This window comes from Williamsia sp. Y844 (assembly GCF_056786475.1).
Map to the genome: position 1 here is coordinate 841048 of NZ_JBXCJB010000002.1, position 26768 is coordinate 867815.

22 protein-coding genes and 1 pseudogene are annotated in these 26768 nt (G+C 63.3%); 10 read left to right on the forward strand and 13 right to left on the reverse strand.

Annotated features, from left to right (window positions below; all coding sequences use genetic code 11):
- Window positions 1–10 precede the first annotated feature (10 nt).
- Together AC1TQG_RS16180 and AC1TQG_RS16185 are read right to left on the reverse strand one after the other, a co-directional pair.
- Complete coding sequence (locus tag AC1TQG_RS16180; protein ID WP_482138517.1) at window positions 11–823, reverse strand: FAD binding domain-containing protein; 813 nt, start codon at window positions 821–823, stop codon at window positions 11–13.
- On the reverse strand, window positions 823–2181 hold the full coding sequence (locus AC1TQG_RS16185) for an 8-oxoguanine deaminase (protein ID WP_482138519.1): 1359 nt from the start codon (window positions 2179–2181) through the stop codon (window positions 823–825). The genes AC1TQG_RS16180 and AC1TQG_RS16185 overlap by 1 nt, the downstream gene beginning before the upstream one ends.
- Window positions 2182–2315: 134 nt before the next feature.
- On the opposite strand from AC1TQG_RS16185, the gene AC1TQG_RS16190 reads away from it, so the two are divergent.
- The 3 genes and pseudogenes from AC1TQG_RS16190 (at window position 2316) to AC1TQG_RS16200 (ending at window position 7473) form a co-directional block, all read left to right on the forward strand.
- Window positions 2316–3797 carry an APC family permease gene (locus tag AC1TQG_RS16190; protein WP_482138521.1) on the forward strand — a complete coding sequence of 494 codons (1482 nt, stop codon included), beginning with the start codon at window positions 2316–2318 and terminating at the stop codon, window positions 3795–3797.
- Between the two features lie 20 nt (window positions 3798–3817).
- A pseudogene (locus tag AC1TQG_RS16195) lies at window positions 3818–3949 on the forward strand (citrate/2-methylcitrate synthase); the annotation flags it as partial.
- Window positions 3950–4089: 140 nt separating this feature from the next.
- Window positions 4090–7473 (forward strand): pyruvate carboxylase, encoded by a 3384-nt coding sequence (locus AC1TQG_RS16200; protein ID WP_482138523.1) that lies wholly within the window; start codon window positions 4090–4092, stop codon window positions 7471–7473.
- 55 nt (window positions 7474–7528) lie between these two features.
- Here the strand turns inward: AC1TQG_RS16200 and AC1TQG_RS16205 are convergent, their stop codons facing one another.
- The gene (locus tag AC1TQG_RS16205; protein WP_482138524.1) at window positions 7529–9457 is read right to left on the reverse strand and encodes a flavin-containing monooxygenase; all 1929 of its coding nucleotides are present in this window, start codon (window positions 9455–9457) and stop codon (window positions 7529–7531) included.
- A 215-nt stretch (window positions 9458–9672) separates the two neighbouring features.
- Here AC1TQG_RS16205 and AC1TQG_RS16210 point away from each other — a divergent pair, with 215 nt between their 5' ends.
- The 4 genes from AC1TQG_RS16210 (at window position 9673) to AC1TQG_RS16225 (ending at window position 13716) form a co-directional block, all read left to right on the forward strand.
- Window positions 9673–10311 (forward strand): nitroreductase family protein, encoded by a 639-nt coding sequence (locus tag AC1TQG_RS16210; protein WP_482138526.1) that lies wholly within the window; start codon window positions 9673–9675, stop codon window positions 10309–10311.
- Window positions 10312–10400: 89 nt separating this feature from the next.
- Window positions 10401–11987, forward strand: coding sequence for a class I adenylate-forming enzyme family protein (locus tag AC1TQG_RS16215; protein WP_482138528.1), 1587 nt, complete (start codon window positions 10401–10403; stop codon window positions 11985–11987).
- A complete protein-coding gene (locus AC1TQG_RS16220; RefSeq protein ID WP_482138529.1) occupies window positions 11984–12607 on the forward strand; it encodes a TetR/AcrR family transcriptional regulator in 624 nt (207 codons plus the stop codon). Before AC1TQG_RS16215 ends, AC1TQG_RS16220 begins: the two co-directional genes overlap by 4 nt.
- On the forward strand, window positions 12604–13716 hold the full coding sequence (locus AC1TQG_RS16225; RefSeq protein ID WP_482138531.1) for a CaiB/BaiF CoA transferase family protein: 1113 nt from the start codon (window positions 12604–12606) through the stop codon (window positions 13714–13716). The genes AC1TQG_RS16220 and AC1TQG_RS16225 overlap by 4 nt, the downstream gene beginning before the upstream one ends.
- A gap of 18 nt (window positions 13717–13734) precedes the next feature.
- Here the strand turns inward: AC1TQG_RS16225 and AC1TQG_RS16230 are convergent, their stop codons facing one another.
- Window positions 13735–14631 carry a hydroxymethylglutaryl-CoA lyase gene (locus AC1TQG_RS16230; RefSeq protein ID WP_482138533.1) on the reverse strand — a complete coding sequence of 299 codons (897 nt, stop codon included), beginning with the start codon at window positions 14629–14631 and terminating at the stop codon, window positions 13735–13737.
- A 128-nt stretch (window positions 14632–14759) separates the two neighbouring features.
- Between AC1TQG_RS16230 and AC1TQG_RS16235 the strand changes: the two genes are divergently transcribed.
- Window positions 14760–15404 (forward strand): GntR family transcriptional regulator, encoded by a 645-nt coding sequence (locus tag AC1TQG_RS16235; protein ID WP_482138535.1) that lies wholly within the window; start codon window positions 14760–14762, stop codon window positions 15402–15404.
- Window positions 15405–15456: 52 nt separating this feature from the next.
- The gene (locus tag AC1TQG_RS16240; RefSeq protein ID WP_482138537.1) at window positions 15457–17244 is read left to right on the forward strand and encodes an HNH endonuclease signature motif containing protein; all 1788 of its coding nucleotides are present in this window, start codon (window positions 15457–15459) and stop codon (window positions 17242–17244) included.
- Here AC1TQG_RS16240 and pucL read toward each other — a convergent pair.
- The 3 genes from pucL to uraD all read right to left on the reverse strand — a co-directional run bounded on the left by pucL (window position 17241) and on the right by uraD (window position 19134).
- Window positions 17241–18182 carry a factor-independent urate hydroxylase gene (pucL, locus tag AC1TQG_RS16245; RefSeq protein ID WP_482138538.1) on the reverse strand — a complete coding sequence of 314 codons (942 nt, stop codon included), beginning with the start codon at window positions 18180–18182 and terminating at the stop codon, window positions 17241–17243. The two genes, AC1TQG_RS16240 and pucL, sit on opposite strands and share 4 nt — an antisense overlap.
- Window positions 18183–18206: 24 nt before the next feature.
- The gene (gene uraH / locus AC1TQG_RS16250) at window positions 18207–18533 is read right to left on the reverse strand and encodes a hydroxyisourate hydrolase (RefSeq protein WP_482138540.1); all 327 of its coding nucleotides are present in this window, start codon (window positions 18531–18533) and stop codon (window positions 18207–18209) included.
- A gap of 61 nt (window positions 18534–18594) precedes the next feature.
- Complete coding sequence (uraD, locus tag AC1TQG_RS16255) at window positions 18595–19134, reverse strand: 2-oxo-4-hydroxy-4-carboxy-5-ureidoimidazoline decarboxylase (protein WP_482138542.1); 540 nt, start codon at window positions 19132–19134, stop codon at window positions 18595–18597.
- A gap of 269 nt (window positions 19135–19403) precedes the next feature.
- Here uraD and AC1TQG_RS16260 point away from each other — a divergent pair, with 269 nt between their 5' ends.
- Entirely contained in the window at window positions 19404–19985 is a 582-nt protein-coding gene (locus AC1TQG_RS16260) for a nucleotidyltransferase family protein (protein ID WP_482138787.1), read from the forward strand.
- Window positions 19986–20073: 88 nt separating this feature from the next.
- Here the strand turns inward: AC1TQG_RS16260 and AC1TQG_RS16265 are convergent, their stop codons facing one another.
- The 6 genes from AC1TQG_RS16265 to AC1TQG_RS16290 all read right to left on the reverse strand — a co-directional run bounded on the left by AC1TQG_RS16265 (window position 20074) and on the right by AC1TQG_RS16290 (window position 26768).
- The gene (locus AC1TQG_RS16265) at window positions 20074–20418 is read right to left on the reverse strand and encodes a hypothetical protein (RefSeq protein WP_482138788.1); all 345 of its coding nucleotides are present in this window, start codon (window positions 20416–20418) and stop codon (window positions 20074–20076) included.
- A gap of 10 nt (window positions 20419–20428) precedes the next feature.
- Window positions 20429–22216 carry an acetyl/propionyl/methylcrotonyl-CoA carboxylase subunit alpha gene (locus AC1TQG_RS16270; protein WP_482138544.1) on the reverse strand — a complete coding sequence of 596 codons (1788 nt, stop codon included), beginning with the start codon at window positions 22214–22216 and terminating at the stop codon, window positions 20429–20431.
- A 225-nt stretch (window positions 22217–22441) separates the two neighbouring features.
- Window positions 22442–24046, reverse strand: a complete 1605-nt coding sequence (locus AC1TQG_RS16275) for a condensation domain-containing protein (protein WP_482138546.1) — start codon at window positions 24044–24046, stop codon at window positions 22442–22444.
- Complete coding sequence (locus AC1TQG_RS16280) at window positions 24043–24471, reverse strand: SufE family protein (protein ID WP_482138548.1); 429 nt, start codon at window positions 24469–24471, stop codon at window positions 24043–24045. Before AC1TQG_RS16280 ends, AC1TQG_RS16275 begins: the two co-directional genes overlap by 4 nt.
- Complete coding sequence (locus AC1TQG_RS16285) at window positions 24468–25364, reverse strand: sulfurtransferase (protein WP_482138550.1); 897 nt, start codon at window positions 25362–25364, stop codon at window positions 24468–24470. Before AC1TQG_RS16285 ends, AC1TQG_RS16280 begins: the two co-directional genes overlap by 4 nt.
- Before the next feature lie 51 nt (window positions 25365–25415).
- Window positions 25416–26768 carry a condensation domain-containing protein gene (locus tag AC1TQG_RS16290; RefSeq protein ID WP_482138552.1) on the reverse strand — a complete coding sequence of 451 codons (1353 nt, stop codon included), beginning with the start codon at window positions 26766–26768 and terminating at the stop codon, window positions 25416–25418.

A 26768-nucleotide genomic window follows, 5' to 3' on the forward strand; every position in this document is an offset into this window, starting at 1 on the left:
TCTTTGCCCTTCACGAACCGGCGAGCTCGGCAACAACGTCCCGGATCAGAACACCGGTGACGTGACGGCGCCAGTCGGCCGCGCCGTGTGGATCGGAATAGTACGCCTGCAGGGGTATCGCCGAATCGACATGGGCCGCAACCTCATCGGGTTCCATCGATTCCGTCGCGATCACATAGGGGACGCGGGTCGCGGCCGTCACCGAGATCAATGCGCCTGCCGGTCGGTTGCGTCCGATGACCACCACACCGGAGCGGCCCAGCGGCGACATGGCCATTTTGCGCAGCGCGGTGGGCTGGGTCAGTGCGGAAGCCGGAATCATGATGGAGCGCAGCACGTCTCCGGGTTGGAGAATGGTCTCGTTCTGTGCGACGACGAATTGCGGCACCGTGTAGATCCGGTCACTGCCGTCTGCTTTCCACACCAGAAGTCGGGCGTCGAGCGCAGAGGTCATCGAAATCATTGCGCCTGCGGGGAATCCGAGGCAGAGGTTGCCGCCCACGCTGGCGTTCTTCCAGATCTTGAACGATGCCAGCAGTGCGCGGGCGGCGGCGGGAAAGAGGGCGGTGGCAACCCATTCGGCTGGGTAGTGCGCCGAGTTGAGTGTCTCGATCGTGCAGGTGGCGGCAATCTCGAGTCCGTCGTCGGTGATGGTGAGGTCGGGCCAGTCGAGACCGCGCAGGTCGATCAGTCGGCGCAGGTGCATCTGCGGTTCACTCATCAACCAGGTGCCGCCGGACATCAGCCCGTCGGTGGCGCTCAGCCCTGCCAGATCGGCGCGGGTGCGTGGTGTTTCGATGCTTTCTATCGTGTGGAGATCCATCAGCCTGCCTTGGCGATCAATGCGGTATGTGCTGCCGCGACTTTGCGTGCGGTGTGTTCGGCGTCGATGGTGGTCAGCTCCCCGCCGCTGACAACCGTTTTCCCGTTGACCCATAGTCGTTCGATGGGCGGGACGTCGCCGAGCACCAGTGCTGCCACCGGATCTTCGATGCCGCTGTGACCAAGGCCGTCCAGCCGCCACAGCACCAGGTCGGCGAGTTTGCCGGGTTCGATGGACCCCAGCGTGCCCTGATATCCGAGAACGCGGGCCCCGCCCAGGGTTGCCAACTCGAGAGCTTCCCTGGTGGTCAGAGCGGTGGGACCGCCGATGGCGCGGGCCATCAACACTGCCTGGTGGGCTTCTTCGAGCAGGCGGCTCGATTCGTTGGAGGCTGCACCGTCCACGCCAAGACCGACGGGTACGCCTGCCGCGATCAGGTCGCGGGTGCGGGCGATTCCGGCTCCTAATCGGCCATTGGAGGTGGGGCAGTGGGCAACGCCGCTGCCGGTTGCGGCGAGTGTGGAGATCGCCTTGTCGTCGAAGTGAACGCCGTGCGCAAACCAGACGTCGTCCCCGAGCCAGCCGACACTCTCCATGTACTCCAGTGGGGTACAGCCGAAATGCTCCGCGGTGTAGTCGGATTCGTCGACGGTCTCGGCGAGGTGGGTGTGCAGTCGCACGTTCTTTTCGCGGGCCAGCTCAGCCGAGGCGCGCAAAAGGTCCGCGGTCACCGAGAAAGGGGAGCAGGGGGCAAGGGCGATCTTGACCATCGCATCGGGCGACGGGTCATGCCAGCGGTCGATCGCATCAGAGCTCGCGGTGAGGATCTGATCGATCGTCTCGACCACACTGTCGGGCGGTAGTCCGCCGTCCTTCTCGCTCAGATCCATCGATCCGCGGGTGGGGTGAAAGCGTAGGCCCACCGATTGTGCGGCGAGTATTTCGGCGGCCAACAGGTCGCCGCCCTCTTTGGGGAAGACGTAATGATGATCGGTGCTGGTTGTGCACCCTGTCAGCGCGAGCCGGCCCAAGGCGCCCATGGCGGCGACGTGGACACTCTCTTCATCGATACCCGCCCACACCGGATACAGCGTGGTGAGCCATTGGAAAAGTGTGTGATCGGCGGCGAGGCCGCGGGTGATCCACTGGTACAGATGATGGTGTGTGTTGATCAGGCCCGGTGTCAGGACGCATCCGGTGCCGTCGATCACCTCGGATACAGCTGCGATCTGTGGGTCGACGCGGCCGTCGATGACCGAGGTGATCGTATTGCCGTCAAAAACCACGGAGCCGGAGCGCAACTCCCGGCGCCCGGCATCCATGGTGACAATGTAGGCATTCTCGATCACAGTGCTCATGGCGTCACCGTACGACGAGCGGGTTACAAAGAAATGACAACGACCTGTCTGGGGCTGGGTGAGGAATATCATCATTTCCGTCGGATACAACGGTTGCGGCCGGTTGGCGGCGCCTGGGGACCGGAGGGTCTGAAATGACAGAAACCACAGTTGATCCCGCCTCCAAATCTGAACCCGAACTGAAGCGGGTGATGGGGCCGGGCCTGCTGCTCCTGTTCATCGTCGGTGACATCCTCGGGGCGGGGGTGTACGCGGTCACCGGTCAGATGATCGATAACGTCGGCGGGATGGCGTGGCTACCCTTCATCCTGGCGTTCGCGGTCGCCACCTTGACTGCATTCTCGTACCTGGAGCTGGTGACCAAGTTCCCGCGATGTGCGGGTGCGGCGTTATATACGCAGAAAGCCTTCGGTATCCACTTCGTCACCTTCCTCGTGGCATTTGCGGTGGTGTGTTCGGGTATCACGAGTGCGTCCACCTCGTCCAACGTCGTCGCAGGCAATCTACTCGCGGGCCTGCATGAATCATTCAGTAGTGCCGACGGATTGGGTTGGTTCGATGTACCCACCGGTGAGGGTGCGCAATTGGCGGTGGCACTCGGGTTCATGCTCGTTCTGGCCCTGGTCAACCTGCGAGGGGTCGGTGAGTCCGTACGGTTCAACGTGGTCCTGACCGCGGTGGAAATCCTCGCCCTCGTCATCGTCATCGTCATCGGTTTCGTGGCGGCCGGACGTGGAACCGGTGAGGGCGACATCGGAAATCTGGTGGTGTTCGAGGACGCCAACGACAAGGGATGGTTCCTGGCCGTAACCGTCGCGACCACGATCGCGTTCTTTGCGATGGTGGGTTTCGAGGACTCGGTGAACATGGTGGAAGAGACCAAGGAACCCCAGAAGATCTTTCCCAAGGTGATGCTGTCCGGACTGGGGATAGCGTGCCTGATCTACGTTTTTGTCGTTGTCGCGGTGATCGCGGTACTGCCGCTCGACTACGACTCGGGTGACGAGGGCATCCTCCTTCACGTGGTCGAGATCGGAGCACCGTCGGTGCCGATCGACGAGATCTTCCCGTATCTCACTGTCTTTGCCGTGGCCAACACTGCGCTCATCAACATGCTCATGGCCAGCAGGTTGATCTATGGAATGTCCAAGCAGCGGGTACTTCCGCGAGGTCTTGGCAGGGTCCTGCCGAACCGCCGGTCGCCGTGGAGCGCGATCATCTTCACCACCCTGCTCGCGTTCGGACTCATCATCGTGGTGAATCAGTTGTCGGGCAACGATGTTGTCGCGGCCCTGGCGGGCACCACGGGGCTGCTGTTGCTCTGCGTGTTCGCGGTGGTAAATGTGTGCTGCCTCGTCCTCAAACGTGCTGACGACAAGACCTTCTTCCGGGCACCGGTCTGGATTCCGGTACTGGGTGCGATCCTGTGCCTTTTCCTGGCCGGTCCGTGGGCTCGCACCGACTCGCAGATGATCCAGTACAAGATCGCGGGCGTGATGTTGCTGCTCGGAGTGGTGCTCTGGGGCGTGACCTACGTGGCGAACCGGATGGATAACGGCCCGCGGGACGTCGATGACGTCGACGCCCTCGCCGGCGATCCGAGCTCGAAGACATAGCTACGGCGCAGCCATCACTTGCGTATCACTTGATGGGATTTGCGATCGGAACATTTACGACCATTTTTGTGATGAGCCGAATGGTCGGATGGAGGGCACACGTCATTGAGCAGGCCGGATCCACCGCACTCAGCCGTCCGCTCGGTGAATAACGCGGTTACGAACAGCGCACAGTCACGGCCTGAATATTTGTGAGGACGTAGTCGGGTCGTAGGGTTTCTTTCATGCAGGGTTCTGTCCGGTTCCCGCGGTGGGTGCAGTGATCGGAGCGAATGAAGGTGGAGGCGGGTTGATGTTTCGTAAGGTGCTGGTGGCCAATCGTGGAGAGATCGCGATTCGTGCGTTCCGTGCGGCGTATGAGTTGGGCGCAGGCACGGTCGCGGTGTACCCATATGAGGATCGCAACTCGATTCATCGATTGAAGGCCGATGAGGCCTACCAGATCGGTGAACCCGGTCATCCGGTGCGCGCGTATCTATCGGTGGACGAGATCATCGCCGCGGCCCGTCGTGCCGGGGCGGACGCGATCTATCCCGGATACGGCTTCTTGTCGGAGAACCCCGACCTGGCTGCGGCGTGTGAGGCTGCCGGGATCACGTTCATCGGGCCCAGTGCCGCGGTGTTGGAGCTGACCGGGAACAAGGCGCGAGCAATCGCTGCTGCCCGCGAAGCGGGTCTGCCGGTGCTGGCGTCGTCGGAGGCATCGGATGATGTCGAAGAGTTGATGGTCGCAGCCGAATCGATGACGTTCCCGGTGTTCGTCAAGGCGATCGCCGGTGGCGGTGGCCGGGGTATGCGCCGGGTCGCGACGATCGACGAGTTGCGTGAGGCCATCGATGCTGCTGGGCGCGAGGCGAAGTCGGCATTTGGCGACGCGTCGGTGTTCTTGGAGCAGGCGGTGATCGAACCACGTCATATCGAGGTTCAGATCCTGGCCGATGGCGCCGGCAACGTGATGCATCTGTTCGAACGGGACTGTTCGGTGCAGAGGCGCCATCAGAAGGTGATCGAGTTGGCGCCTGCACCGAACCTGCCGCAGGAGCTGCGCGAAAAGATGTGCGCGGACGCGGTGGCGTTTGCCAAGCAGATCGGCTACTCGTGTGCGGGCACGGTCGAGTTCTTGCTCGACCGCAACGGCAATCACGTGTTCATCGAGATGAATCCGCGCATCCAGGTCGAACACACGGTCACCGAAGAGATCACCGATGTGGATCTGGTGCAGTCGCAGATCCGGATCGCCTCGGGTGATACGCTGTCTGATCTCGGGTTGTCGCAGGACACCGTTCAGATTCGCGGTGCGGCGTTGCAGTGCCGGATCACCACCGAAGATCCGACCAACGGTTTCCGTCCCGACACCGGCCGGATCACCGCATACCGCACACCTGGTGGTGCGGGCATCCGGCTCGATGGTGGCGCAACCCTTGGCGCCGAGGTCAGCGCGCACTTCGATTCGATGCTGGTGAAGTTGACGTGTCGCGGTCGCGATTTCGAGACGGCGGTGGCCCGCGCCCGGCGTGCGGTGGCAGAGTTCCGGATCCGCGGTGTGGCCACGAATATTCCTTTCCTGCAGGCAGTTCTGGATGATCCGGATTTTCGGGCCGGGAATGTCACCACCTCGTTCATCGAGCAGCGTCCGCAACTGATGACCTCGCGGGTCTCGGCCGACCGCGGCACCCGGATCCTGAATTATCTGGCTGATGTGACGGTCAACAAGCCTCATGGTGAGCGGCCTGCCACGGTCTATCCGCGCGACAAGCTCCCCGACATCGACATCGGCTCGCCGGCTGACGGCTCGCGGCAACGGTTGCAGAAGCTGGGACCGGAGGGTTTTGCCGCCGATCTGCGGGCGTCAAAGGCGTTGGGGGTCACCGATACGACCTTCCGCGATGCCCATCAGTCGTTGCTCGCGACGCGGGTACGGACGTCCGGATTGATCATGGTGGCCCCGTATGTGGCCGCGGCGACACCGCAGTTGTTGTCGGTGGAGTGCTGGGGTGGTGCGACTTATGATGTGGCGCTGCGGTTCTTGAAGGAAGATCCGTGGGATCGGTTGGCGCAGTTGCGTGAAGCGATGCCGAACATCAACCTGCAGATGCTGCTGCGTGGCCGCAACACCGTCGGCTACACGCCGTATCCCGAGACGGTCACCAAAGCATTTGTGGCCGAGGCGGCCTCGACCGGTATTGACATCTTCCGGATCTTCGACGCGCTGAACAATGTCGATCAGATGCGGCCTGCGATCGACGCGGTCCGCGAGACCGGTACCACGATCGCCGAGGTCGCGATGTCGTACACCGGGGATCTGTCTGATCCGAACGAGAAGTTGTACACGCTTGACTACTATCTGAAGCTTGCCGAGCAGATCGTCGACGCGGGTGCGCACATCCTGGCGATCAAGGACATGGCCGGGTTGTTGCGTCCGCAGGCCGCCACCGCGCTGGTCACCGCGCTGCGCAGCAACTTCGATCTGCCGGTCCACGTGCACACCCATGACACCCCGGGTGGGCAGTTGGCGACCTACTACGCCGCCTGGCAGGCCGGTGCGGATGCGGTCGACGGTGCGTCGGCGTCGATGGCCGGGACCACAAGCCAGCCGGCCCTGTCGGCGATCGTGGCGGCGACTGCGAACACCGAATACGACACCGGTCTGGATCTGGGTGCCGTCTGTGACATCGAGCCGTATTGGGAAGCCCTGCGGAAGGTGTACGCGCCGTTCGAGTCCGGGCTGCCGTCACCGACCGGCCGGGTCTACACCCACGAGATTCCCGGTGGGCAGCTGTCGAATCTGCGTCAGCAGGCTGTCGCACTGGGCTTGGGAGATCAGTTCGAGCAGATCGAAGGCGCTTACGCCGACGCCGATCGCATGTTGGGTCGGCTGATCAAGGTCACCCCGTCGTCGAAGGTGGTCGGAGATCTGGCGTTGACCCTGGTCGGTCAGGGCGTCAGTGCCAAGGAATTCTCGGATGATCCCACCTCCTACGACATCCCGGAATCGGTGATCGGATTTCTGCGCGGAGAGCTCGGAGATCCGGCCGGTGGCTGGCCCGAACCCCTACGTAGCCGAGCGTTGGCCGGGCGGGCCGAGCCCAAACCCGAAGTCGCGTTGTCGGATCAAGACACGGCCGATCTGCAGGACCCGGATGCGGCGACGCGTCGAAAGACTCTGAACCGCTTGCTGTTCCCGGGTCCGACCAAGGACTACGAAGAGCACAAGGTCGCCTACGGCGACACCTCGACATTGTCGGCGAACCAGTTCTTCTACGGCCTGCGCTACGGCGACGAGCACCGCGTCGAACTCGAACCCGGCGTCGAACTGCTCATCGGTCTCGAGGCGATCAGCGAACCGGACAAGAGGGGGATGCGCACGGTCATGTGCATCCTCAACGGGCAACTACGCCCAGTGCAGGTCCGTGACCGCAGCCTCGACGTCACCGAAGCGGTGGCCGAGAAGGCGCAAACCGGGAATCCGAAACACATCGCCGCACCGTTCGGTGGTGTGGTCACGATTGTGGTGCAGCCAGGCGAAAAGCTGACCGCCGGAGCAGCGATCGGATCGATCGAGGCCATGAAGATGGAAGCCGCGATCACCGCGCCCACCGGAGGCACCGTGAAACGGGTCGCCATCACGTCGGTGTCGCAGGTTGAAGGCGGCGACTTGCTGGTGGAGCTGGAATAAGACTGTGCGGTAAACAGATTCGCCGGCGCCCTGATGGGCGCCGGCGAACTTGTGTCTATCGCCTTGCAGGCTCTGTCACGTACTCCGTCAGATCGGCGTGGCGGGTCATCGTCCAGTAGTCGATGATTCGCCACGGCAGGACCGCAACCACGCGGCCGTCGGCGTTGCGGTACCAGTTGCTCATGCCGGGGTGGGTCCACACCATCGACGCGTGGGCGTCGTCGACCGACTGGTTGTACTCGTCGTGGACGTCTTGACGAGGCTCGATGGCACCGAGATCGGTATCGACCATCTGCGTCAACGCGTCCATGATGTAGCGGATCTGGCACTCGAGCATGGTGATGAAGCTGCCGCCATGGCCAAGGGCCGTGTTCGGTCCGGTCATGATGAACAGGTTCGGGAAGTCGGGCACGGTGACGCCGAGGTATGCGCGGGCGTCGTGCTCACCCCACACCTCACGGGTACTGGCACCGGAACGCCCGACCACATCCATGGGGTAGAGCAGACGGTCGGTGTGGAATCCGGTGGCCATGATGATGACGTCGAACTCGTGTTCCCGGCCGGCGCTGTCCTTGAGTCCGGTCTCGGTGATCTCCGCGACGCCTTCGGTGATGAGTTCCACGCCTGGGCGTTTCAGCATCCGGTACCAGCCGTTGTCGAGAAGCATCCGCTTCCCGAAGGGCGGGTAGTCCGGCAGGCATTTCTCGATGAGGTCTGGGCGACCTTCGAGTTCGTCGCTGAGGTAGCGCGTGTAGAACGCGCGGTGTCCATGGTTGGTCTTGTTGATCGAGAGCTTCGGCTCGGTCCACTCCGGGTCGACGGTCAGGGTCGGATGAACCTTGTCGTTGAAGATCCAGGACAGCCTCACCCGGTACCACTCGTGGTAGTACGGCACATTGTCCATCAGCCAATGAACGTCGTCGCCGACCTGCGAAAAGTACACGTCGTTGGGGGCGATCCATTGCGGCGAACGCTGGAAGATGGTCAGTGAGGCAACCGAACCGGCGATGGCGGGTCCGATCTGCATGGCGCTGGCACCGGCGCCGACAATGGCAACCCGCTTGCCCTGCAGGTCGATTCCCGATGGCCACTGCGCTGAATGGAAGAGCTCTCCGGTGAATGTGCCGAGTCCGGGTAGCGGCGGGATCTTCGGGCGGTTGAGAAGACCCACCGCGCTGATCACGGCAGTGGACGAGAGTGTGATCAGGTTCTTGTCGGTGTCGCGGGCGGTGATGTTCCACCGCTGTGTGGCTTCGTCGTAGACCACGCTGCTGACCTCGGTGCCGAAACGGATGTTCGTCCGCAGGTTGTAGGTCTTGGCGAAGTCTTCGAGATACTGCTGGACCTCATCGCGTTTACCGAAATGTGTCGACCACGGGTGACGGAAGAACGAGTACGAGTACAGGTAACTCGGCGTGTCCACCCCGGCGCCGGGATAGGTGTTCTCCCACCAGGATCCGCCGACGTTGTCGTTCTTCTCGAGGACCACGTGGCTGATACCGGCCTTGCTCAGGCGGACCGAGGCGAGCATGCCGGCGATACCGGAGCCGATCACCACAACCGAGAAATCTCCTGGAACCGCGCGGGTCGGGTGAGGTTCGGGCGTGTTGTCGAAACCCATCACCTCGGCCATCATCGGGCCGAACTCGTGCGGCACCGGCTCACCCATGGTGAACTCCATGACCTCCATGAGTTCTGAGGTGTCGAGGACGGGGTGTGCGGGCTCTGCGCCGCCGGCCCAGGCGAGGACCGCGTCGACGGTTGCGGCTCGGACCTCGGTCTGGAGGTCGTCGGACAATCCACCGGTGGCGTTGTCGTCCATGCCGCGGCTTCGGGTCGGCTGGTAGCGCGCGGAAAGCCACTGTCGATCGCCGGTCAATTGATAGAGGACGGCGAGGAGTGTGGGGATGTTCGCTGCGTTGACTGCTTGACCCAGCCGGGCGGAGTCGATCCCGTTCGCGGGTGCGGGTGGCTGAAGGTTCACGACACAAGACTAACCACGGATAGTCTAGAAAATGCAAGGGCTTGGACGAATTCCGCCACTTGGCCGTGGGCGAGCAAGAGGGACTTGACAGAACGGCGGTCTACTGGCGATGCTGTGACTGCAATCACGCTAACAGCGGTAAGTAGAAGCTGGTCAGTCATCCGCCGTCGCCTCAGGGCCGCGGGCGGGACCGATCCCGTAACAAGGAGATTTTGATGGAACTTTCCGAGGCGATGCGCACCACCGGAACCTGTCGGCACTACGCGGATACGCCGGTTCCGGAGAAGGTCTTCTACGACGCATTCGAAGTTGCCCGCTTTGGACCGCAGGGCGGCAATCGCCAGCCGGTCCGCTGGATCGTGGTGCGCGATGCTGCCAAGAAGAAGGCGCTGGCAGACCTGTACCTGCCGTACTGGGAGGCCTACTACAGCGCGATCAGTGACGGCACCAAAGACGTCGGTGCGGTACCCAAGACGATTCGCAGTGCCAACGAGTTCGCACACAACCTCGCGACGGTGCCTGCGCTCATCGTGGTGTGCGCCGAGATCGACGGGCTCCATCCCACCGACGCCGAGTTGGACCGCATCAGCGTGGTCGGCGGAGCATCCATCTATCCGACGGTGCAGAACCTGTGTCTGGCGTTGCGTGACCAGGGTGTCGGTAGTGCGGTGACCACGCTGCTGTGTCACGAGGAGCCCGCGGTCCGCGAACTGCTCGGGATTCCCGAGGGTTTCATCACCGCTGCCCACATCGCCGTCGGTTACCCCAGCGGCAAGTTCCCGACCAAGCTCACCCGGAGCCGTGTCGAGGACATCGTCTCGATCGATTCCTTCGAAACGCCAATGTTCGCTTAGTCGATCATTTTTCCGTCCCCGCACTGCTGTGACCATCGCGGCTTGCTGCGGCGCATTGGCTTCGCCAGATCATGGAGTATTGAAAAACAATGTCTTTGAACACGATTGCCTCGAGCCCACTGGGCCGGGCCACGCTCGGTGACCAGCTCCGCCGCCACGCCCGGACCCAGGGTGGCAAGCCGGCATTCATCAGCTACAACGTCGCCGGTGATCGCCATGTCTGCACCTACGCCGAGCTCAACGAACGGGCGAACCGCTGTGCCGACACGCTGCGCGGCATGGGTGTGGGCAGAGGCGATCGTATTGCCGTGATGGCACGCAACCACGTCGACACCGTGGTTGCGTATTACGGCGCGCTCAAGATAGGCGCCTCGTACTCCGGTATCAACGTGATGTTCGGTACGGCCGAAGTCGCGCAGCAGCTTTCGCATCTGGAGCCGTCGGTGGTCCTCGTCGGCGCCGAGTTCACGCATGTGGTGGACGACGTGCGGGACAGCGCGCCGGTCGGTCACCACGTGGTGTTCGGCGGAGCCGACGTCGCGGGATGGAAGTCGTTTGACGCATTGCTGGCAGCAGCGTCATCGGACGAACCGGACTGTGAGGTCGATGAACACGACCTGGCGATGATCGTCTACACCAGCGGCACCGAAGCGGCGCCCAAGGGCGTCATGATCACGCACCGCAACTACCTGATCTCCACCGGTCCGGCATGGAGCTGGGGTCTGCGTACGCAGCCGGACGACATCTGGCTGTATGTCATGCCTTTTCACACCATCGCAGGCATCGGATCGATGACCACACTGACGATGATGGGTGCAACCCTCGTGCTGCCCGCGACCACCGCAGCGGGCGCGTCGTTGTCGATGATCCGGGACGAGAAGATCACGGTCCTGGCCCAGACGCCGACCTTCTACATCGGTCTGTCCGCACATTCAGATTTCGGTCCGGAGACCGTGCGAACTGTGCAGCGCTGCATGACCTACGGCGGTCAGGTGTCGCCGCATGCGATCACGGCGTGGGCGGATGCGGCGCCGGGCGTCACCTGGGGCACGTACTGGGGCCAGTCCGAGCTGTCGCAGCTGGGCAGCGTGGGATGGTTCCACACACTCGATGACATCCCGGACGCCGATCCCACATGGATCGGAAAGCCGGTTGCGCATCTGGAGGTCGAAGTCATCGACGCCGAAGGGAATCCGGCGGAAACCGGTGAGCTGATCTGCCGTTCGCCGTCGGTGATGTCGGGGTATTTCAAAGACCCCGAACGGACGGCGCAGGTCATCCGGGACGGATGGGTGCACACCGGCGACATCGTGCGACGCGATGATGACGGCAACCTGTTCTTCCTCGACCGCAGCAAGGACATGATAAAAACCGGTGGCATGAACGTGTCTTCCCAAGAAGTCGAGCGCGCCCTGCAGAGCCATCCCGACGTGGTGCGCGCCGCAGTGGTCGGCTTGCCCGACGACTATTGGTCCGAGGTTGTCACCGGCTTTGTCGTCCTGCGCGAGGAGTCGACGCTCGACGCCGACTCGCTCATGGCGCACTGTAAGCAGTCGATCGCAAGCTACAAGACCCCCAAGAAGATTCATGCACTGACCGAATTGCCGGTCGACCCTCAGGGGAAGGTGCTCAAACGCGAACTTCGTCGCCTCTATGCCGAGGTGAGTTCCCGGTGACGGCGCAGGAGGCGCCGGCGGCGAATGGGCGGGGTGCGGGGCGTCGCGCCGAGATCGTCTCGGCGGCAGCGGATTTCTTTGCCAAGCAGGGCTATCACACGGTTGGCATGCGGGAGATCGGCGAAGCGGTGGGTATCCGTGGCGCGAGCCTGTACAACCACTTCTCCAGCAAAGAAGAGATCATGTACGCCATCGCGCTCCGCATGACACGCGACCTTCAAGACCTGCACATGCCACTCCTGGACGCTGCGGGAACTCCGAAGGAGCGCCTGTCGAACCTGATGCATGCGCATATCCGGAGTCTGGCCGAGCATCAGACCGAGCATCTGGTGAGTCTGCGTGAGCAGACAGCGCTCACACCCGAACATCTGGCGGAGATCACCGATATCCGTAAGTACTACCAGCGACGGGTGCGCGACGTGATCGCCGCCGGTGTTGCTGCCGGAGAGTTCCATACCGCCAATCCCCAACAGGCGGCGGTGGCGATCCTGGACATGATGAACGGGATCAGCTGGTGGCTGCATGCCGGTCAGGACGTCGGCGCCCTTGCCGATACGTACACCTCTTATGCGATCGACGGTGTGTTGCAGAGCGGCATGCCTGAAAGGAATGACCGATGACAGGGCCGCTGACCGGTATCCGAGTGGTCGAGATGGCCGGAATCGGTCCGGTACCTCACGCAGCGATGATCCTGGCCGATCTGGGTGCCGACGTGGTCCGCGTGGACCGCCGGGCCAAGGCGGCAGCAGCAGATGGTGTCGCCGACGCGGATCGAGCGATGTGGCGGGGCCGCGCACTGGTCACCGCAGACCTCAAGGATGAGATCGACCGGAACCACGTACTCGACCTGATCGCCTCTGCGGACGTGTTGCTCGAAGGCTTCCGGCCGGGCGTCATGGAACGTCTGGGTCTGGGCCCGGACGACTGTCACGAACGCAACCCGCAACTGGTGTACGGCCGGATGACCGGCTGGGGACAAACCGGACCGCTGGCGCAGACCGCGGGCCACGACATCAACTATCTGGCACTGACCGGTGTCCTCGGTGCGATGGGTCCGGCCGACGGCCCACCCGTGCCGCCGTTGAGTATGGTTGCCGACTTCGGCGGCGGATCGATGCTGCTGGTGGTCGGAGTTCTCAGTGCCCTGTGGAATCGGGACAGCGACCGGGCAGGCACCGGAGGCGGCGGGCAGGTCGTCGATGCCGCGATGGCGGACGGCGCCAACCTGTTGTCGCAGCTCCTCTGGTCGTGGCGGGCCGCAGGCCGATGGTCCGATGACCGTGGCACCAACCTGCTGGACGGATCGGCCCCGTTCTATCGCACGTATGAATGCTCGGATGGCGGCTACATGGCGGTCGGATCGATTGAACCGCCCTTCTATTCGCAACTGGTGCGCGGCCTCGGACTGACCGAGGCCGACCTACCGGACCGCTGGGACAAGGAGCAGTGGCCGGTACTGGCCAAGACTTTCGAGGACGTGTTCGCCTCGCGTCCCCGGGATGCGTGGACCACGGTTTTTGCCGGCACCGATGCCTGTGTGACACCGGTTCTGGCCTTCGGGGAGGTTGCTGAGCACCCACAGATGGCCGACCGGGACGCCATCATCGTGGTCGACGGTGTGGTCCAGCCGGCGCCCGCACCACGCTTTTCCCGCACGCCCGTACCGGTGCCGGTGTCACCGACCGAACTCTCCTTGGAGGATTCGATCCGGAACTGGTCTGGGCGCTGACCGGCGGGCCGCCACTGGTCAGCGAGCCGGAAAATTGCCTGCCCGGCTGAGTTGCCCTGGCACATCCTTCGAGAGTTGTCCGCCCAGCCAGACGGCCGTTTCGGCCAGGGCTTCGAGCTTGACGCCGGTCGTGACACCGGATCGGTCGAGTGCGTAGATGAGGTCTTCAGACGCGATGTTGCCGGTGGCGGCCGGGGCGAATGGGCACCCACCGAAGCCGCCGATGCTCGCATCGAGCGCCTGGGCGCCGAGGTCGAGCGCGGTCAGTGCATTGGCGTATCCGGTGTTGCGGGTGTTGTGAAAGTGCCAGCGCAGCGCCACATCCGGTGCGTTGCGTGCAGCGCCTGCGGCGAGTTTGCGAACCTGGGCGGGTACCCCGACACCGATTGTGTCGGCGAGTGCGATCTCGTCCGGTCCGGCCTCAGCGACCCGGCCGATCAGCTCGGTGACCCACGCGGGGTCGACGTTGCCGGAAAATGGACAACCGAACGCGGCGGCGATGGTCACAGTTGTGCGCACGCCTGCTGCCTTCGCCGCGGCAGCAATGTCATTCCAGGCCGAAACACCCTCGGCGACAGTGCAACCCTGGTTTCTCGTGCTGAACTCGTCGGTTGCGACGACCACCACATTGACCTCGTCGACATCGGTGGACAGCGCGCGGTCCAGACCGCGGCGGTTGAGGACGAGTCCGATGTACGAAACCCCGTCGACCCGGGGCACCTGGGCCATCACCTCTTCGGCTCCGGCCATCTGGGGGACCCTGGCCGGATTGACAAAGCTCACGGCTTCGACACGTTTCACTCCGGCCGCGACACTTCGGTTGATCAGTTCAACCTTCGAGTCGACCGACAACACCGTCTTCTCGTTCTGCAGGCCATCGCGGGGACTGACCTCGACCAGTTGCACCGTTTCCATCCGTCCATAGTGCACGTAGCCCAGGTTGTATGCACACGCTCGACGCGTAACCTGGTCGCCGGGGGCGGGAGACAAGACAAACTATGACACTCCGCCTAGATTGTGAACAACAATTGAGGGAGGTCCACGTGACCCGAGCGGTCGACAAGGTGTACGCGCATATCCGGGAGGGAATCTTCGACGGGAGATATCTTCCCGGTGCGCGATTGGGGGAGGTCGAACTCGCGGATGTGACCGGCGCGAGTCGTACGCCGGTCCGGGAGGCTCTGCGACAACTCGAGATGGAAGGCTTGGTCGAGGTTTTGCCGCATCGCGGCGCCCGGGTCTACGACTGGACGGCAGACGACGTCGAAGAGATCTACGACCTGCGAATGGTGCTCGAGGCGATGGCCGCATCGCGGGCCGCTGAGCGGATCGGTGCCACCGAACTGGACCGGTTGGCGGAGCTGTGCGATCTGATGGACTCCGCACTCGCCGATGAGCGGGTCGAGTTGGTCGCCCAGTGCAACGACGAGTTCCACTCGATCGTGCGGATCGCGGCGGCGAGCTCGCGATTGACAACGATGTTGGGCAATGTCATTCAGGTCTCGCTGGTGATGCGCACCTTCCAGCGTTACGACCCGGAAGAACTGTCGCGCAGCTTTGCGCACCACCGTGACCTCGTCGCCGCCCTACGCAATCGTGACGCGCTCTGGGCCGAATCGGTGATGAAAGCGCACGTCCGCGCGGCCAAAGCTGTTCTGTTGCGGGAGTTGTCGCCCGAGGCGGAGTAGCCGCGTCTGGCGTTGGAATCGCGTGTCGTACCCCCCGTCTAGACTCGAAGGTATGTTCGATGGGGAGATCGAAGATGCAGGTGGGGACGATGAAATCGGACCTGTCGAGTCGCTGGGTGTCAACGAGTTGTTGCGTAACACCGAGTTGGCGATGGCCCAGCAGTCGCGGATGGAGTGGGAGCGATACGCCGCTGCGGCGATGCTGCACAGACATCTCGTCGAGCCCACCACCGGGACCGAAGCGGAGATGCGGGCTCTTGATCCGTTCGCGCAGTGCGCGGCGAGATTGTCTGCGGCGCAAGGGTTGACGCAGCGGACCGCGGAGTTGCAGATCAATCGCGGGGTGGCGTTGCGGGATCGCCTGCCTGCGGTGAATGCGTTGTTGAAGGCGGGACGGGTTGCTGCACACCATATCCCTGACATCATTGCGCGGACCGAGTTGATCGAGGGTTCGACCCATATGGCTGAGATTGATCGCGGTATCGCCGAGGCGCTGCGTCGGCGTGGGTCGTGGTCGAAGAATCGGATGCGGGACATGGTCGATGCCATCGTCTTTCGCCGCGATCCGGACCTGGTGCGTAAGAACCGGGAGGATGCGTACAACAATCGCGGGGTGTGGGCCAACAACACCGACCACGGCATGGCGGTGCTGGATGCCCATTCCACGGCTGAGGAATTGGCAATGATCATGGCGCGGCTGGAGAAGTTGGCGATGGCCACGTGTAAGGCTGATCCGCGGAAGAAGTCTGATCGGATGGCCGATGCGTTGTTCGCCACGGTGATGGGCCGTGAGTTCTATTGCCAATGCCCGAATGACCCGAAACATCCCTGCACTGCTGAGATCATCACGGTCCCGGCGGATCAGCTCATCTCCGGTGTCGATGTCAAGATCGTGCTGCACGTCATTACCGATCAAGTCACCCTGGACGGCACCGCCAACAATCCTGCGTTCCTGGACGGGCACGGGGTGATCTCCGCCGATCACGTTCGCGATATCGCGGCCCGGCCGGAAACAATCATCCGGCCGTTGGGCAACACGTTCGAACCGGCCGAGCCGGAATCTGCCGAACCCGCGCCCGAACCCCACCCGGGTGACAATCCAGACGCCACTCCACCGCGGCGGACTATGTACATGCGGGGACCGGAGAACCCAGATCTGGGGGAGTGTCCTGGCACTGCCGATGTCACCGAAGCGCCTTTCCCGCAGGTAGTTCCGTTGCCGGCCACCCAGTTCGGTGACAAGTATCGGCCCTCGGTTGTCCTGGACAGTTACCTCCGGATCCGCGACGTTTACTGCATGTGGCCCGGCTGTGAGCACAAGGCCTGGGGCGCCGACCTGGACCACACGTGCGAGTACAACCACAACGATCCCGATGCCGGTGGCTGCACCCATCCGTCAGAGATGAAGACACTGTGCCGTTTTCACCATCTGTTGAAGACGTACTCCGACTGGCTTGACGATCAATACCCTGACCCACGTACCGGGCGGACCCGGCTCATCTTCACCACACCCGAACGCCGCAACTATCACGGCCCGGGATGGACCGGCGACGACCTGTTCCCGACGCTGAGGCTGATCGTCTTCGACAACCAACGCGGCTCACCGGGCCGGCCACCACCAAGACCGTCGCCATCGCGCCCGCAGCACACCGACCGCCAGCAGTCGCGTACCGCTGCCAAACATGCACGCCGCCAACAGGAACGACTCGCCAATCGTCGGCAGCGCGAACTAGCAGAGCAACTCAACTTGAACGTCGCGAAGAGCGGGGGAGGAACGAACCGCCACCGACATACTGAGGATGGGACAGCCTGGCGATCGGTGGCCCATGTGGTCGGCTAGGCGAGCCAGGTGCGCTGCGGTGTCCAGGACGGTCCGGCGTCGGGTGCGTCGTCACGGGTGACCGTAGCCTGGATCAGGCCGTAGGGCCGGTCGTCGGCGTTGAACACCTCGTTGTTGTTCTCCAGACCGAACTTGGAAAGGTCATAGACGAAGTGGTGGATGTTCGGTGCCGACAGCTTGACCTCGGCGATGTAATCGAACGCCTCCAGGATCCCTTTGCCTATCTGAAACAGTGTCTGTTGCAGGGCCAATGAGTGCACGGTGGCGAACTTCTCGATGATGATCTGCCTGATCGCCGGGTAGACGGCCTCCCAGTCGACGTAGTCGTATGGTCCAGCTCCGCCTTCGGCTTCGTGTCCGGCCGTAAAGCGCCACTTTGCGACCAGAGAGGTGGACATCACCCGGTCGTTGGTCGGTTCCAGGACCGTGTATTCGTCTTCGAGGAAGTCGTGGAACTCCGAGCCGGTCGACTTGAGGACCACCAGGTCTTTCAAACCGCCTATGACCCAGGTCTTTTGATCATCGCCCACGCCGTCGACGGTGATGTCCGCGGTGCGGACTTCCTGTCCCTTACGGACCCAGGTGTGATCGTGTTCGACGCCGTTGACCACGGCGCGTTCCCAGCTGTATTCCTCGACCTCGATCCGCGCGCCGATCACCGGTTCGGTGTTGTCGACGAACCGTTTGGCCAGTGCGAGAGCGTACTTCTCGATGCTCTCGATGCCTTTTTCTTTCGCGTACGCGTAGGCGGTCTGCTTCTGGGTATCGGTCGGCAACACCTTGCGCTGGTCACCGTCGGTGTGGGCGTCGGCGAAATCACCGCGCAGTGAGGTCCCGACGTTGATGTCCTTGATCTCGTGACGGGGTGAATCCCGGTAGATCCGAACAACCCGGTTCTCGGCTTTTCCGTACTGGTTTTCGCCAAGGATGATGCCCATGGGTCTGTGTCACTCTCTTTCGGATCAGCTACCCCGATAGGTGGAGTAGGCAAAAGGGCTGAGCAGCAACGGCACATGGTAGTGCCGCGAGGTGTCGTTCACCGCGAATGCGATCGACACCTCCGGGTAGAAATGCTCAATGTGCCGGGCGGCGAACCATGTTCCGGTGTCGAACGTCAGTCTGTACGTGTCTGCGGCGAGATCATCGTCGGCGATCGACTGTATTCGGCCATCGGAATCGGTTGTTCCAGACGCTATCTTGACTCCACCGGATGTGCTGAGTGTGACTTCCACGCCGGCCGCCGGTAGCCCGGTGACCGCATCGAGTACGTGGGTACTCAAGCCGCTCACCTTGTCACTTCGATCGTCCACATACTCCAGCTCACTCCTACCTCGACCGTCGTGATTCTGATCACGCGGTGTACGCATCTTCCTCGGTGGCGTACCGCACCGCCGGTTCCAGCATGGCGGTGAGCCGCCGCCGATTGATCTTCGACAACTCCATCCGCAGGACGCGCCGCTCGGTCTCCGGGCTGTTGCTCATGCGTTCTTTGAGTATTGCCAGCAGTTCTCCGGCCGGGCGGCCGTTGGCAAACACGAGATAGACATGTCCGAACCTGGCCTCGTACTCGGCGTTGCACCTCTTGAGTTCGTCGAGGATCTCCGCGTCCGCGCCCGCGACACCGGACTGCTCACCGGCCGACGAGGCGTTGTCGGTTTTGTCACCGATTCGGGGGTGTCCGTCGAGCGCCTCATCGAGATCGGCCTCGGTGAGTTCGGCCAGGATCAGGTCGGCGCGGTCGAACAAGGCCTCTTCATCGACATAAGGACGTCCTGCCGCCACCCGGAGGGCCCAAATCGTGGACGTGCAGCATTGGTATAGGGCGTGAATTGCCTGACTCTGCCGCAATTCGTTGAAGCTCTCCAGGCCCCGCCAGTCAACTCGTCGCAAGTTGTGACCTCCGTCTTTATCTATGACCTGTCTTTTCTCTTGTGCATCAGCCCAATACGTCTCGGATTGAACCGCGCCGATTTGATTGGGCTTGTCCATTCGCTTCAAGCCGTTGCGAAGTACCATTCTGCCGCACGTCGACTGCTTGAGCGCGGCGATGAGTTCGGTTTCTCGGGGCAGTGGTGGTGCGGTGGCGTGATCGTGTGTGATGGAGCGGCGACAGTTGTCGTCGTGGCAGCGGGTCGGGCGAGGGGTGGGCGGTGAGTCGCGTGGGAGTCGGTGACGACGAGCGAACCGGAGTACCGGTGGTGGTCGGTGTGCTGCTGGCCGCCGGCGCCGGAACCCGATACGGTATGCCGAAAGTGCTTGCCGCAGAAGGGGAGTGGCTACGATCGGGTGTTCGGGTGCTGACTGACGGAGGGTGCGCGCAGGTACTGGTGACCGTGGGCGCCGCCGAGCCGGATATGCCGCCGCAGGCCCGCGCCGTACGGGTGCCGCGATGGCAGGCCGGACTCAGTGAATCGGTGCGAGCCGGCCTGAAACAAGCCCGTGAACACGATGGGTTGATCGGGGTGGTTTTACATGTTGTTGACATCCCGGATGCCACCGCGGGGCAGGTTGCCCGACTGTTGGCTGCGGCAGGTCCGACGCCGGCCGCGCTGGCCCGGGCAACACACTCCGGAAAGGCCGGACATCCGGTGTACATCGGTGCCGCTCATCTGGACGCCGTGCTCGATTCCCTGGCGGGCGATCGCGGAGCTGGACCATACCTGGCCGGCCGGACAGACGTCATCGACGTCGAATGCGGCGACCTCGGCAGCGGCGTCGATCACGACTACCCGGACTTCTGAGCCGGAAAGCACAAAACCACATGTTCCAGTCATTTCCACCGGTTACAACTGGTGGAAATGTCTGGAACATGTGGTTCTGCGAGAAGTACTAGTTGCGGATGGTGAAACCGAGGGCGCCTTCACCGAAGCGGCGGACCACAAGCTTCGCGGCCTCGAGCGGTACCTCGAAGCCGTTTCGGGCGAACCCTGTCAGCGTCGCGAGATAGGTGTCATTCTCGGGTTCGAGCGCGACCTCGGCGAGCATCTCACCGGTGGTCGGTTCGCAGACCGCCCAGGTGAACCGCGTTTCGTTCGCCCAGCCCTGTTCACAAGATCTGACGTAATCGGGATCGGTGACACCGGCCAGCGCCAAGGCCGGCCGGTCCGACACCCGGTCATCATCGCGGTACGCGCGGAGGTACCACGCGCCCGCGTTGATCTCGACCGCTTCGATGGCTGCGGTCCTACTTGAGCTCGAACAGGACGGTGCCCTGCGTGACGGCTGCGCCGGCTTCGATGCTCAGGCCGGTGACAACGCCGTCCTTGTGGGCGGTGACGGGATTTTCCATCTTCATGGCCTCGAGCACCACGACCAGTTCACCGGCCGCGACTTCCTGACCTTCGACGACGGCGACCTTGACAACGGTGCCCTGCATCGGAGCGGTCACGGAATCACCGGAAGCGGCAGAAGCGCCACCCTTGGCGCGGGTACGCGACTTCGGCTTCTTCTTGACCGCACCGTTGCCACCACCGTTGCCGATGGCGAGATCGCCCGGCAGGGAGACCTCCAGGCGGCGTCCACCGACCTCGACCACAACAGTCTTGCGGGGCTCGGTCTCATCCTCTTCGATCGGCTGTGCGCCGGTGTAGGGCTCGATCTGGTTGTCCCAGTCGGTCTCGATCCACTTGGTGTAGATGTCGAAGCTCTGGCCGTCGCCGATGAAGGCCGGGTTCGACACGATGTGGCGATGGAACGGCAGCACGGTGGCAAGACCCTCGACCTGGAACTCGGCCAGTGCGCGGCGTGAACGCTCCAGGGCCTGCTCGCGGTTCTCGCCGGTGACGATCAGCTTGGCCAGCATCGAGTCGAACTGTCCGCCGATGACGTCGCCTTCGACCACACCGGAATCAACGCGCACGCCGGGGCCGGTCGGCTCCTTGTAGACGCTGATGGGTCCGGGGGCGGGCAGGAAGCCGCGACCGGCATCTTCACCGTTGATGCGGAACTCGAACGAATGGCCGCGCGGCGCGGGATCTTCGGTGAACTCGAGCTTCTCACCGGCGGCGATGCGGAACTGCTGACGAACGAGGTCGATGCCCGCAGTCTCCTCGGTGACCGGATGCTCGACCTGCAGGCGGGTGTTGACCTCGAGGAACGAGACCAGTCCGTCGGCGCCGACGAGGAACTCCACGGTGCCGGCACCGTAGTAGCCGGCCTCCTTGCAGATGGCCTTCGCCGAGGAGTGGATTCGTTCCCGCTGTTCTGCCGTCAGGAACGGGGCCGGTGCCTCTTCGACAAGCTTCTGGAAGCGGCGCTGCAGCGAGCAGTCGCGGGTTCCGGCGACGATGACGTTGCCGTGCTGGTCGGCGATGACCTGGGCCTCGACATGGCGGGCCTTGTCGAGGTAGCGCTCGACGAAGCACTCGCCGCGACCGAAGGCTGAGATGGCCTCACGGGTGGCCGAGTCGAACAGTTCGGGGATCTCTTCGATCGTGTACGCGACCTTCATGCCACGGCCACCGCCACCGAATGCGGCCTTGATGGCCACGGGCACGCCGTATTCCTGTGCGAAGGCGACGATCTCGTCGGCGTTCTTGACGGGGTCCTTGGTGCCGGGTGCCATCGGTGCGTCGGCCTTCAGCGCGATGTGGCGCGCGGTGACCTTGTCTCCGAGGTCGCGGATGGACTGCGGTGAGGGGCCGATCCAGGTGAGCCCGGCGTCGATGACGGCCTGGGCGAACTCGGCGTTTTCGGACAGGAATCCGTAGCCGGGATGGATCGCGTCGGCACCGGACTTGGCAGCGGCGTCGAGGATCTTGTCGAACACGAGGTACGACTCGGCCGATGTCTGTCCACCGAGGGCGAACGCCTCGTCGGCAAGCTTCACGAAGAGAGCATCCGCATCGGGTTCTGCGTACACCGCGACGCTGGTCAGTCCGGCGTCTTTCGCGGCGCGGATGACGCGAACCGCGATTTCGCCGCGGTTGGCGATGAGGACTTTCGTGAGTGCTGTGCTGGCGTGACTTGGCACTGGATCTCCTGTCGGGCGCTGGTGTCTGCGCGTTGGTGACACTGTGTTGGATATCGATGTTGGATATCGACGTCTTGTGGTGTGGCGCACTGGTCCATCGGTGGATGGACGACAGCACTCCAGTGGAGTCTAAGCACCTCTCGGATCAGTCTCGACTCCAACCCACGGATCGCTCGTTCGGTCCGGTTTAGCTACTCGCGGGTAACCGAGAAGGCGGTTATTCGTTCATGTTTCCCTACTCGCGGGTAAGGATCCGAATGTGCTCTGATCACCGATCTGCTTGAGGAAGTCGCCGAACCTCGACAGATAGCGGCCGACCTGGTTGTGGGTACGGCCCTGGGCCGGGAAACGAGCCGAGATACGCAGACCAGAGGCTGTCCGATTGATCCAGATGTAGACCTCATCGCTGGAATAGTTGTGGCTGCGCAGAACTCGTGCCCGACCGGCATCGGCCTCGGCGTGTCCGGGTGCGAATCGGAGATCGATGAACGACACGACGAACTTCGGCTCGGGGAAGTCGATATTGCCGGCCCGTGCCACACTCCGCTGCGCTTCGTCTCCCGCCCTGCGAGTGGTCGAGATCCGTTGCGCTTCTTCTCCCGCGCCATGAGCCGAGATCCGCTGCGCTTCTTCTCTTTTCACCTCTCTGAGGATCTCGCCGACCCGAAGGAAAGGGAGGTTGGCCGCTTTGCGGACACGGCGCATCTCGTCGGAGGCCCGCCCGATCAGCTGACCGAAATCGGACACTCCGGTCGTGTCGAGGCGGAAGGGAACGGTTGCCACAAACCAGCCGAGCGCGCCGAACCATTGTTGGTCGCCGCGGGTGTGCCGGGGAATCACACAGCGCAGCACCGGGCCGCCGCCGAGTTCGGCATAGACCGCGGCGAGCGCCGCGAGCACACCCGACATCAACGAACCGCCTGCCGCCGAACACACGGCCGTGAACCGGTTGGTCTGCTCGTCATCGAGCAGGGCTCCGGTCAGCGAGCCCTGAGGGACCAGATCCGAGATCGGGTGCGCCGAATCAGGCTTGCCGTCGGTGGCTGCTTCCTCGGTTTCATCGGGTTGGTCGGTTTCATCGGGTTGGTCGGCCAATTCGAAGGCGGGCAGTGTGCCGCCGGTGTCTCGGAGGAAGTCGGCCCAGACCGCGACGGCTTCGTGGTCGACACCGGCCGCATCGGCCTCGCGCCGCTGATAGGCGCTGAAGTCGACGTAGGAGCCCACTGCGGGCAGCGCATTGTCGGTCCGGCGCCGCGCGGCGGAGTAGAGCGCGACCAGTTCGTGTTGCGCCATGATCAGCGAGTATCCGTCGACCAGTGAATGGTCACCGGCGAACAACAGCGTGAACGATTTCTCCCTGGCGACCGTCGCAAAAATGTAGGCAGGCCATTGCAGGGGCGCGGTGGCCCTGTCGAATGTGCCTGCCAGCTGGTCGAGCAAGGGTGCCGATTCCGAGTACCAACCAACCCGGCCCATCTTGAGCTTGACCGTTCCCGGTCCGGTGGTCAGCCTGGCCAGGTGGTCGCTCCAGATCACCACATGGCTGCGTAGGACCTCGTGGCGGTCGATCCACATCGTGAGCGCGGCGCGGATGGCCGGGATCGAGAGCGGTTCGTCGAACTCGATCGCCAGACCCAGCCAGGACTCACGGCCACCTTCGCGGTGGGTCCGGAGCCGGTGCTCGAACGCACCGCGCAGATGGAGTTCATGATTGTGTGAGGTCGGACGCGAATCCGCGGTCCAACGGGCCATTCCACCCTCGGTGTAAGGGCTCCACTCGACCAGCCCGCCCGGTTCGACGGGCTGGTCCATCATCTGGATGAACTTCATGACCTCGTGGATCGGGCAGGAGGGCCCAGATGCGCCTTGATCCGGCTGAGCATGGCGGACATGCCCCGCAATCGCAGCGGACTGATGGCCGAGTCAAGCCCGAGCCGCGTGTAGAAATCGACCGGAATCGCGAGGATCTCTTCCGAGCTGGCGCCGTTGAGTCCCTGATAAAGGATCGACGCGAAACCACGGGTGGTCGGCGCCTGCGGCGGTGCGCTGAAAAACAACTTCACCGAATCCGGGTTGCTGTTGTCCACCGAGAGGAACAGCGGTGACTGGCATTCGGGTACCGGTTCCATCGCGGCCTCGGCGAGATTCTCGGGTAGCTCGGGAAGCTCATCCGAGAACTCGAGGAGGAGCTGGATCTTCTCGGAATCCGACAGTGCGGCGAAATCGTCGACGATTTCGTCGAGCGCCGCGGTCATCTCTGGCTGCTTTGGGTGCCCGGTTCCGAACCGGTCACGATGGGAGCCCGAACGGCGTTGCCCCATTCGGTCCACGATCCGTCGTAGTTGCGGACCTTGGTGAATCCGAGCAGGTGGGTCAGCACAAACCAGGTGTGCGACGACCGCTCACCGATCCGGCAGTAGACGATCGTCGGGTTGTCGGCGTCGAGGTCGGCGTAGATCGCGTCGAGTTCGGCGCGCGATTTGAACCGGCTGTCGGGAGCGGCGGCCTTGGCCCACGGGATCGACGCCGCGGTGGGGATGTGGCCCCCGCGAAGTGCACCTTCCTGCGGGTACTCGGGCATATGGGTGCGCTCGCCCGTGTACTCCTGCGGTGACCGGACATCGATCAGGGGTTCGGTGCCGATGACTCCGTGGACCTCCGCGGCGAACGCTCGGATGACCGAGTCGTCGCGGGTGACCACCGGGTAGTCGGATTCGGGGTATGAAGGCAGATCGAAGGTGATGTCGCGGTCCTCGGCGAACCAGGCGTCGCGGCCACCGTCGAGCAGCCGGACGTCCTCGTGGCCGAAGAGGGTGAACACCCACAGCGCGTAGGCGGCCCACCAGTTGCTCTTGTCGCCATAGATGACGACGGTGTCGTCACGCCGAATGCCCTTGCTGCGCATCAGTTCTGCGAACTGTTCGCCTGAGATGTAGTCACGGACGACCGGGTCGTTGAGGTGAAGATGCCAGTCGACCTTCTGTGCGGTCGGGATGTGCCCGATGTCGAACAGCAACACATCTTCGTCTGACTCGATGATCTTCAGTCCATCGGTCCCCAGGTGGGCGCTGAGCCATTCGGTGCTCACCAGGCGCTCGGGGTGTACGTACTCGGCGAAGCCGGGGTTGTTGTCGGTCTCGACGGTCACTGTGTCTCTCCAGACGATCGCTGCCGACCAATGGAATCGGCAGGTGCGGATCTAAATGTTTGTTCGAGTCGAGATTACCGACCCTGCCAAATCGACGAGGTCGTCGAGCACCCGCGCTGCGGTCGACACTCCGATGTCGGTAGAAGGATATCGCGCCCGCAGATGCAATCCGTCATGGTCCCGCCAGAACCACAGTTGCAGTGCATCGGTATCGCTGGAACTCGAAATATGCTGCGGCGCAGACCAAGCCGGGAGATCAAAACGGCGATAGTCGACGTACGACACCATGAAGACGTCGTGGCGGACCATCCGTATCCGGTCCCCGAACACGCTGAAAACGGTCGACAATCCCAGATCCGCGGCGAACACCGCCGTCCTCAATGCCCCCGTTGCCTTGCGCATCGACGCGAGCAGGTCTGGATCGGATCCGTCCGCGAGCAATGGCCCATTCGACACGAACCAGCCGACGGCGCGTTCACGGTTCGGCTCGTTCCGGGTGTGAACAGGGATGATCATCGCGGTGCGGTCGGGACCGCCTGCGCGGAAGACGGCCGTGGCGAGGCAGGCGACCATCGCCGGATAGGTGCGCAGACCCTCGGTGCGTGCGATGGCGTCGAAACGGCTCGCGGCGGCGGCATCGTAGATCGTTCGGATGTCGGTGTGAGGGGGCACACGGTCGCCTTCGGTGACACCGAGTTCGAGTGGGAACGCCGGGACCGCCCAGTCGGTCGCGTGCAGCAGGCCTCGCCACGGAACAAGTCGAGGGTCGTCGGCGGGGGCCATGGCGGGCACTTCGGCACCACCGCCGGACAGGAATGAGCCCGCAGCGGGTACCTCGATCCCGCGAAAGTGGTCGAGCAGATCCTCGGCGATGATCGCCAGCGACAGCGCATCGACAAAGCAGTGATCGAAGGCACATACGACGGTGGTCGAGTTCTCGTGACGCACCGCTGCGAAAAAATGTGGGTACGGCTCGAACGGTGTGCACGTCGCGTTGATCGCCGATTCGAGAGCCGCCGCGCCGGTGTCGGCGTCGATGGAGAACTGATCGCCCCGGGCCTGGATGTCGGCACTTCCGGGGTCGTGGGTGAACCGCGTGTACCCGCCATCGGCAGACGCGGCGGCGTCCTGCTCGTCGGTGACAACGAAGTATGACCGCAGGACGTCGTGACGGTCCAGTAGTTCGCGTAACGCTTCGGTGAGGACTTCGGGCAAAAACGGGCCGGGTAGCTCGATCGTGACCGCCAACCAGCCGATACCCCCTCCTTGTACCGACTCGAGGTGGAAGCGTTCGTTTTCCGACGGTCCGGTCGGACTCGGTTGTGCCGCGCGATTTGCCGAGATCGGCCAGGTGTCAACCCGGCCCGGCGCGATGACCACGCGGTCGATTGTGGTGAGTTTCAT

What these genes read in the sequence shown, in the direction of transcription:
- AC1TQG_RS16240 (WP_482138537.1), top strand. Translation starts at nt 15,457, where the DNA reads ATGTTCGATGGGGAGATCGAAGATGCAGGTGGGGACGATGAAATCGGA.
- AC1TQG_RS16230 (WP_482138533.1), bottom strand. Translation starts at nt 14,631, where the DNA reads ATGGAAACGGTGCAACTGGTCGAGGTCAGTCCCCGCGATGGCCTGCAG.
- AC1TQG_RS16275 (WP_482138546.1), bottom strand. Translation starts at nt 24,046, where the DNA reads ATGAAGTTCATCCAGATGATGGACCAGCCCGTCGAACCGGGCGGGCTG.
- AC1TQG_RS16290 (WP_482138552.1), bottom strand. Translation starts at nt 26,768, where the DNA reads ATGAAACTCACCACAATCGACCGCGTGGTCATCGCGCCGGGCCGGGTT.
- AC1TQG_RS16190 (WP_482138521.1), top strand. Translation starts at nt 2,316, where the DNA reads ATGACAGAAACCACAGTTGATCCCGCCTCCAAATCTGAACCCGAACTG.
- AC1TQG_RS16210 (WP_482138526.1), top strand. Translation starts at nt 9,673, where the DNA reads ATGGAACTTTCCGAGGCGATGCGCACCACCGGAACCTGTCGGCACTAC.
- AC1TQG_RS16225 (WP_482138531.1), top strand. Translation starts at nt 12,604, where the DNA reads ATGACAGGGCCGCTGACCGGTATCCGAGTGGTCGAGATGGCCGGAATC.
- pucL (WP_482138538.1), bottom strand. Translation starts at nt 18,182, where the DNA reads ATGGGCATCATCCTTGGCGAAAACCAGTACGGAAAAGCCGAGAACCGG.
- AC1TQG_RS16215 (WP_482138528.1), top strand. Translation starts at nt 10,401, where the DNA reads ATGTCTTTGAACACGATTGCCTCGAGCCCACTGGGCCGGGCCACGCTC.
- AC1TQG_RS16200 (WP_482138523.1), top strand. Translation starts at nt 4,090, where the DNA reads ATGTTTCGTAAGGTGCTGGTGGCCAATCGTGGAGAGATCGCGATTCGT.
- AC1TQG_RS16180 (WP_482138517.1), bottom strand. Translation starts at nt 823, where the DNA reads ATGGATCTCCACACGATAGAAAGCATCGAAACACCACGCACCCGCGCC.
- AC1TQG_RS16185 (WP_482138519.1), bottom strand. Translation starts at nt 2,181, where the DNA reads ATGAGCACTGTGATCGAGAATGCCTACATTGTCACCATGGATGCCGGG.
- AC1TQG_RS16280 (WP_482138548.1), bottom strand. Translation starts at nt 24,471, where the DNA reads ATGACCGCGGCGCTCGACGAAATCGTCGACGATTTCGCCGCACTGTCG.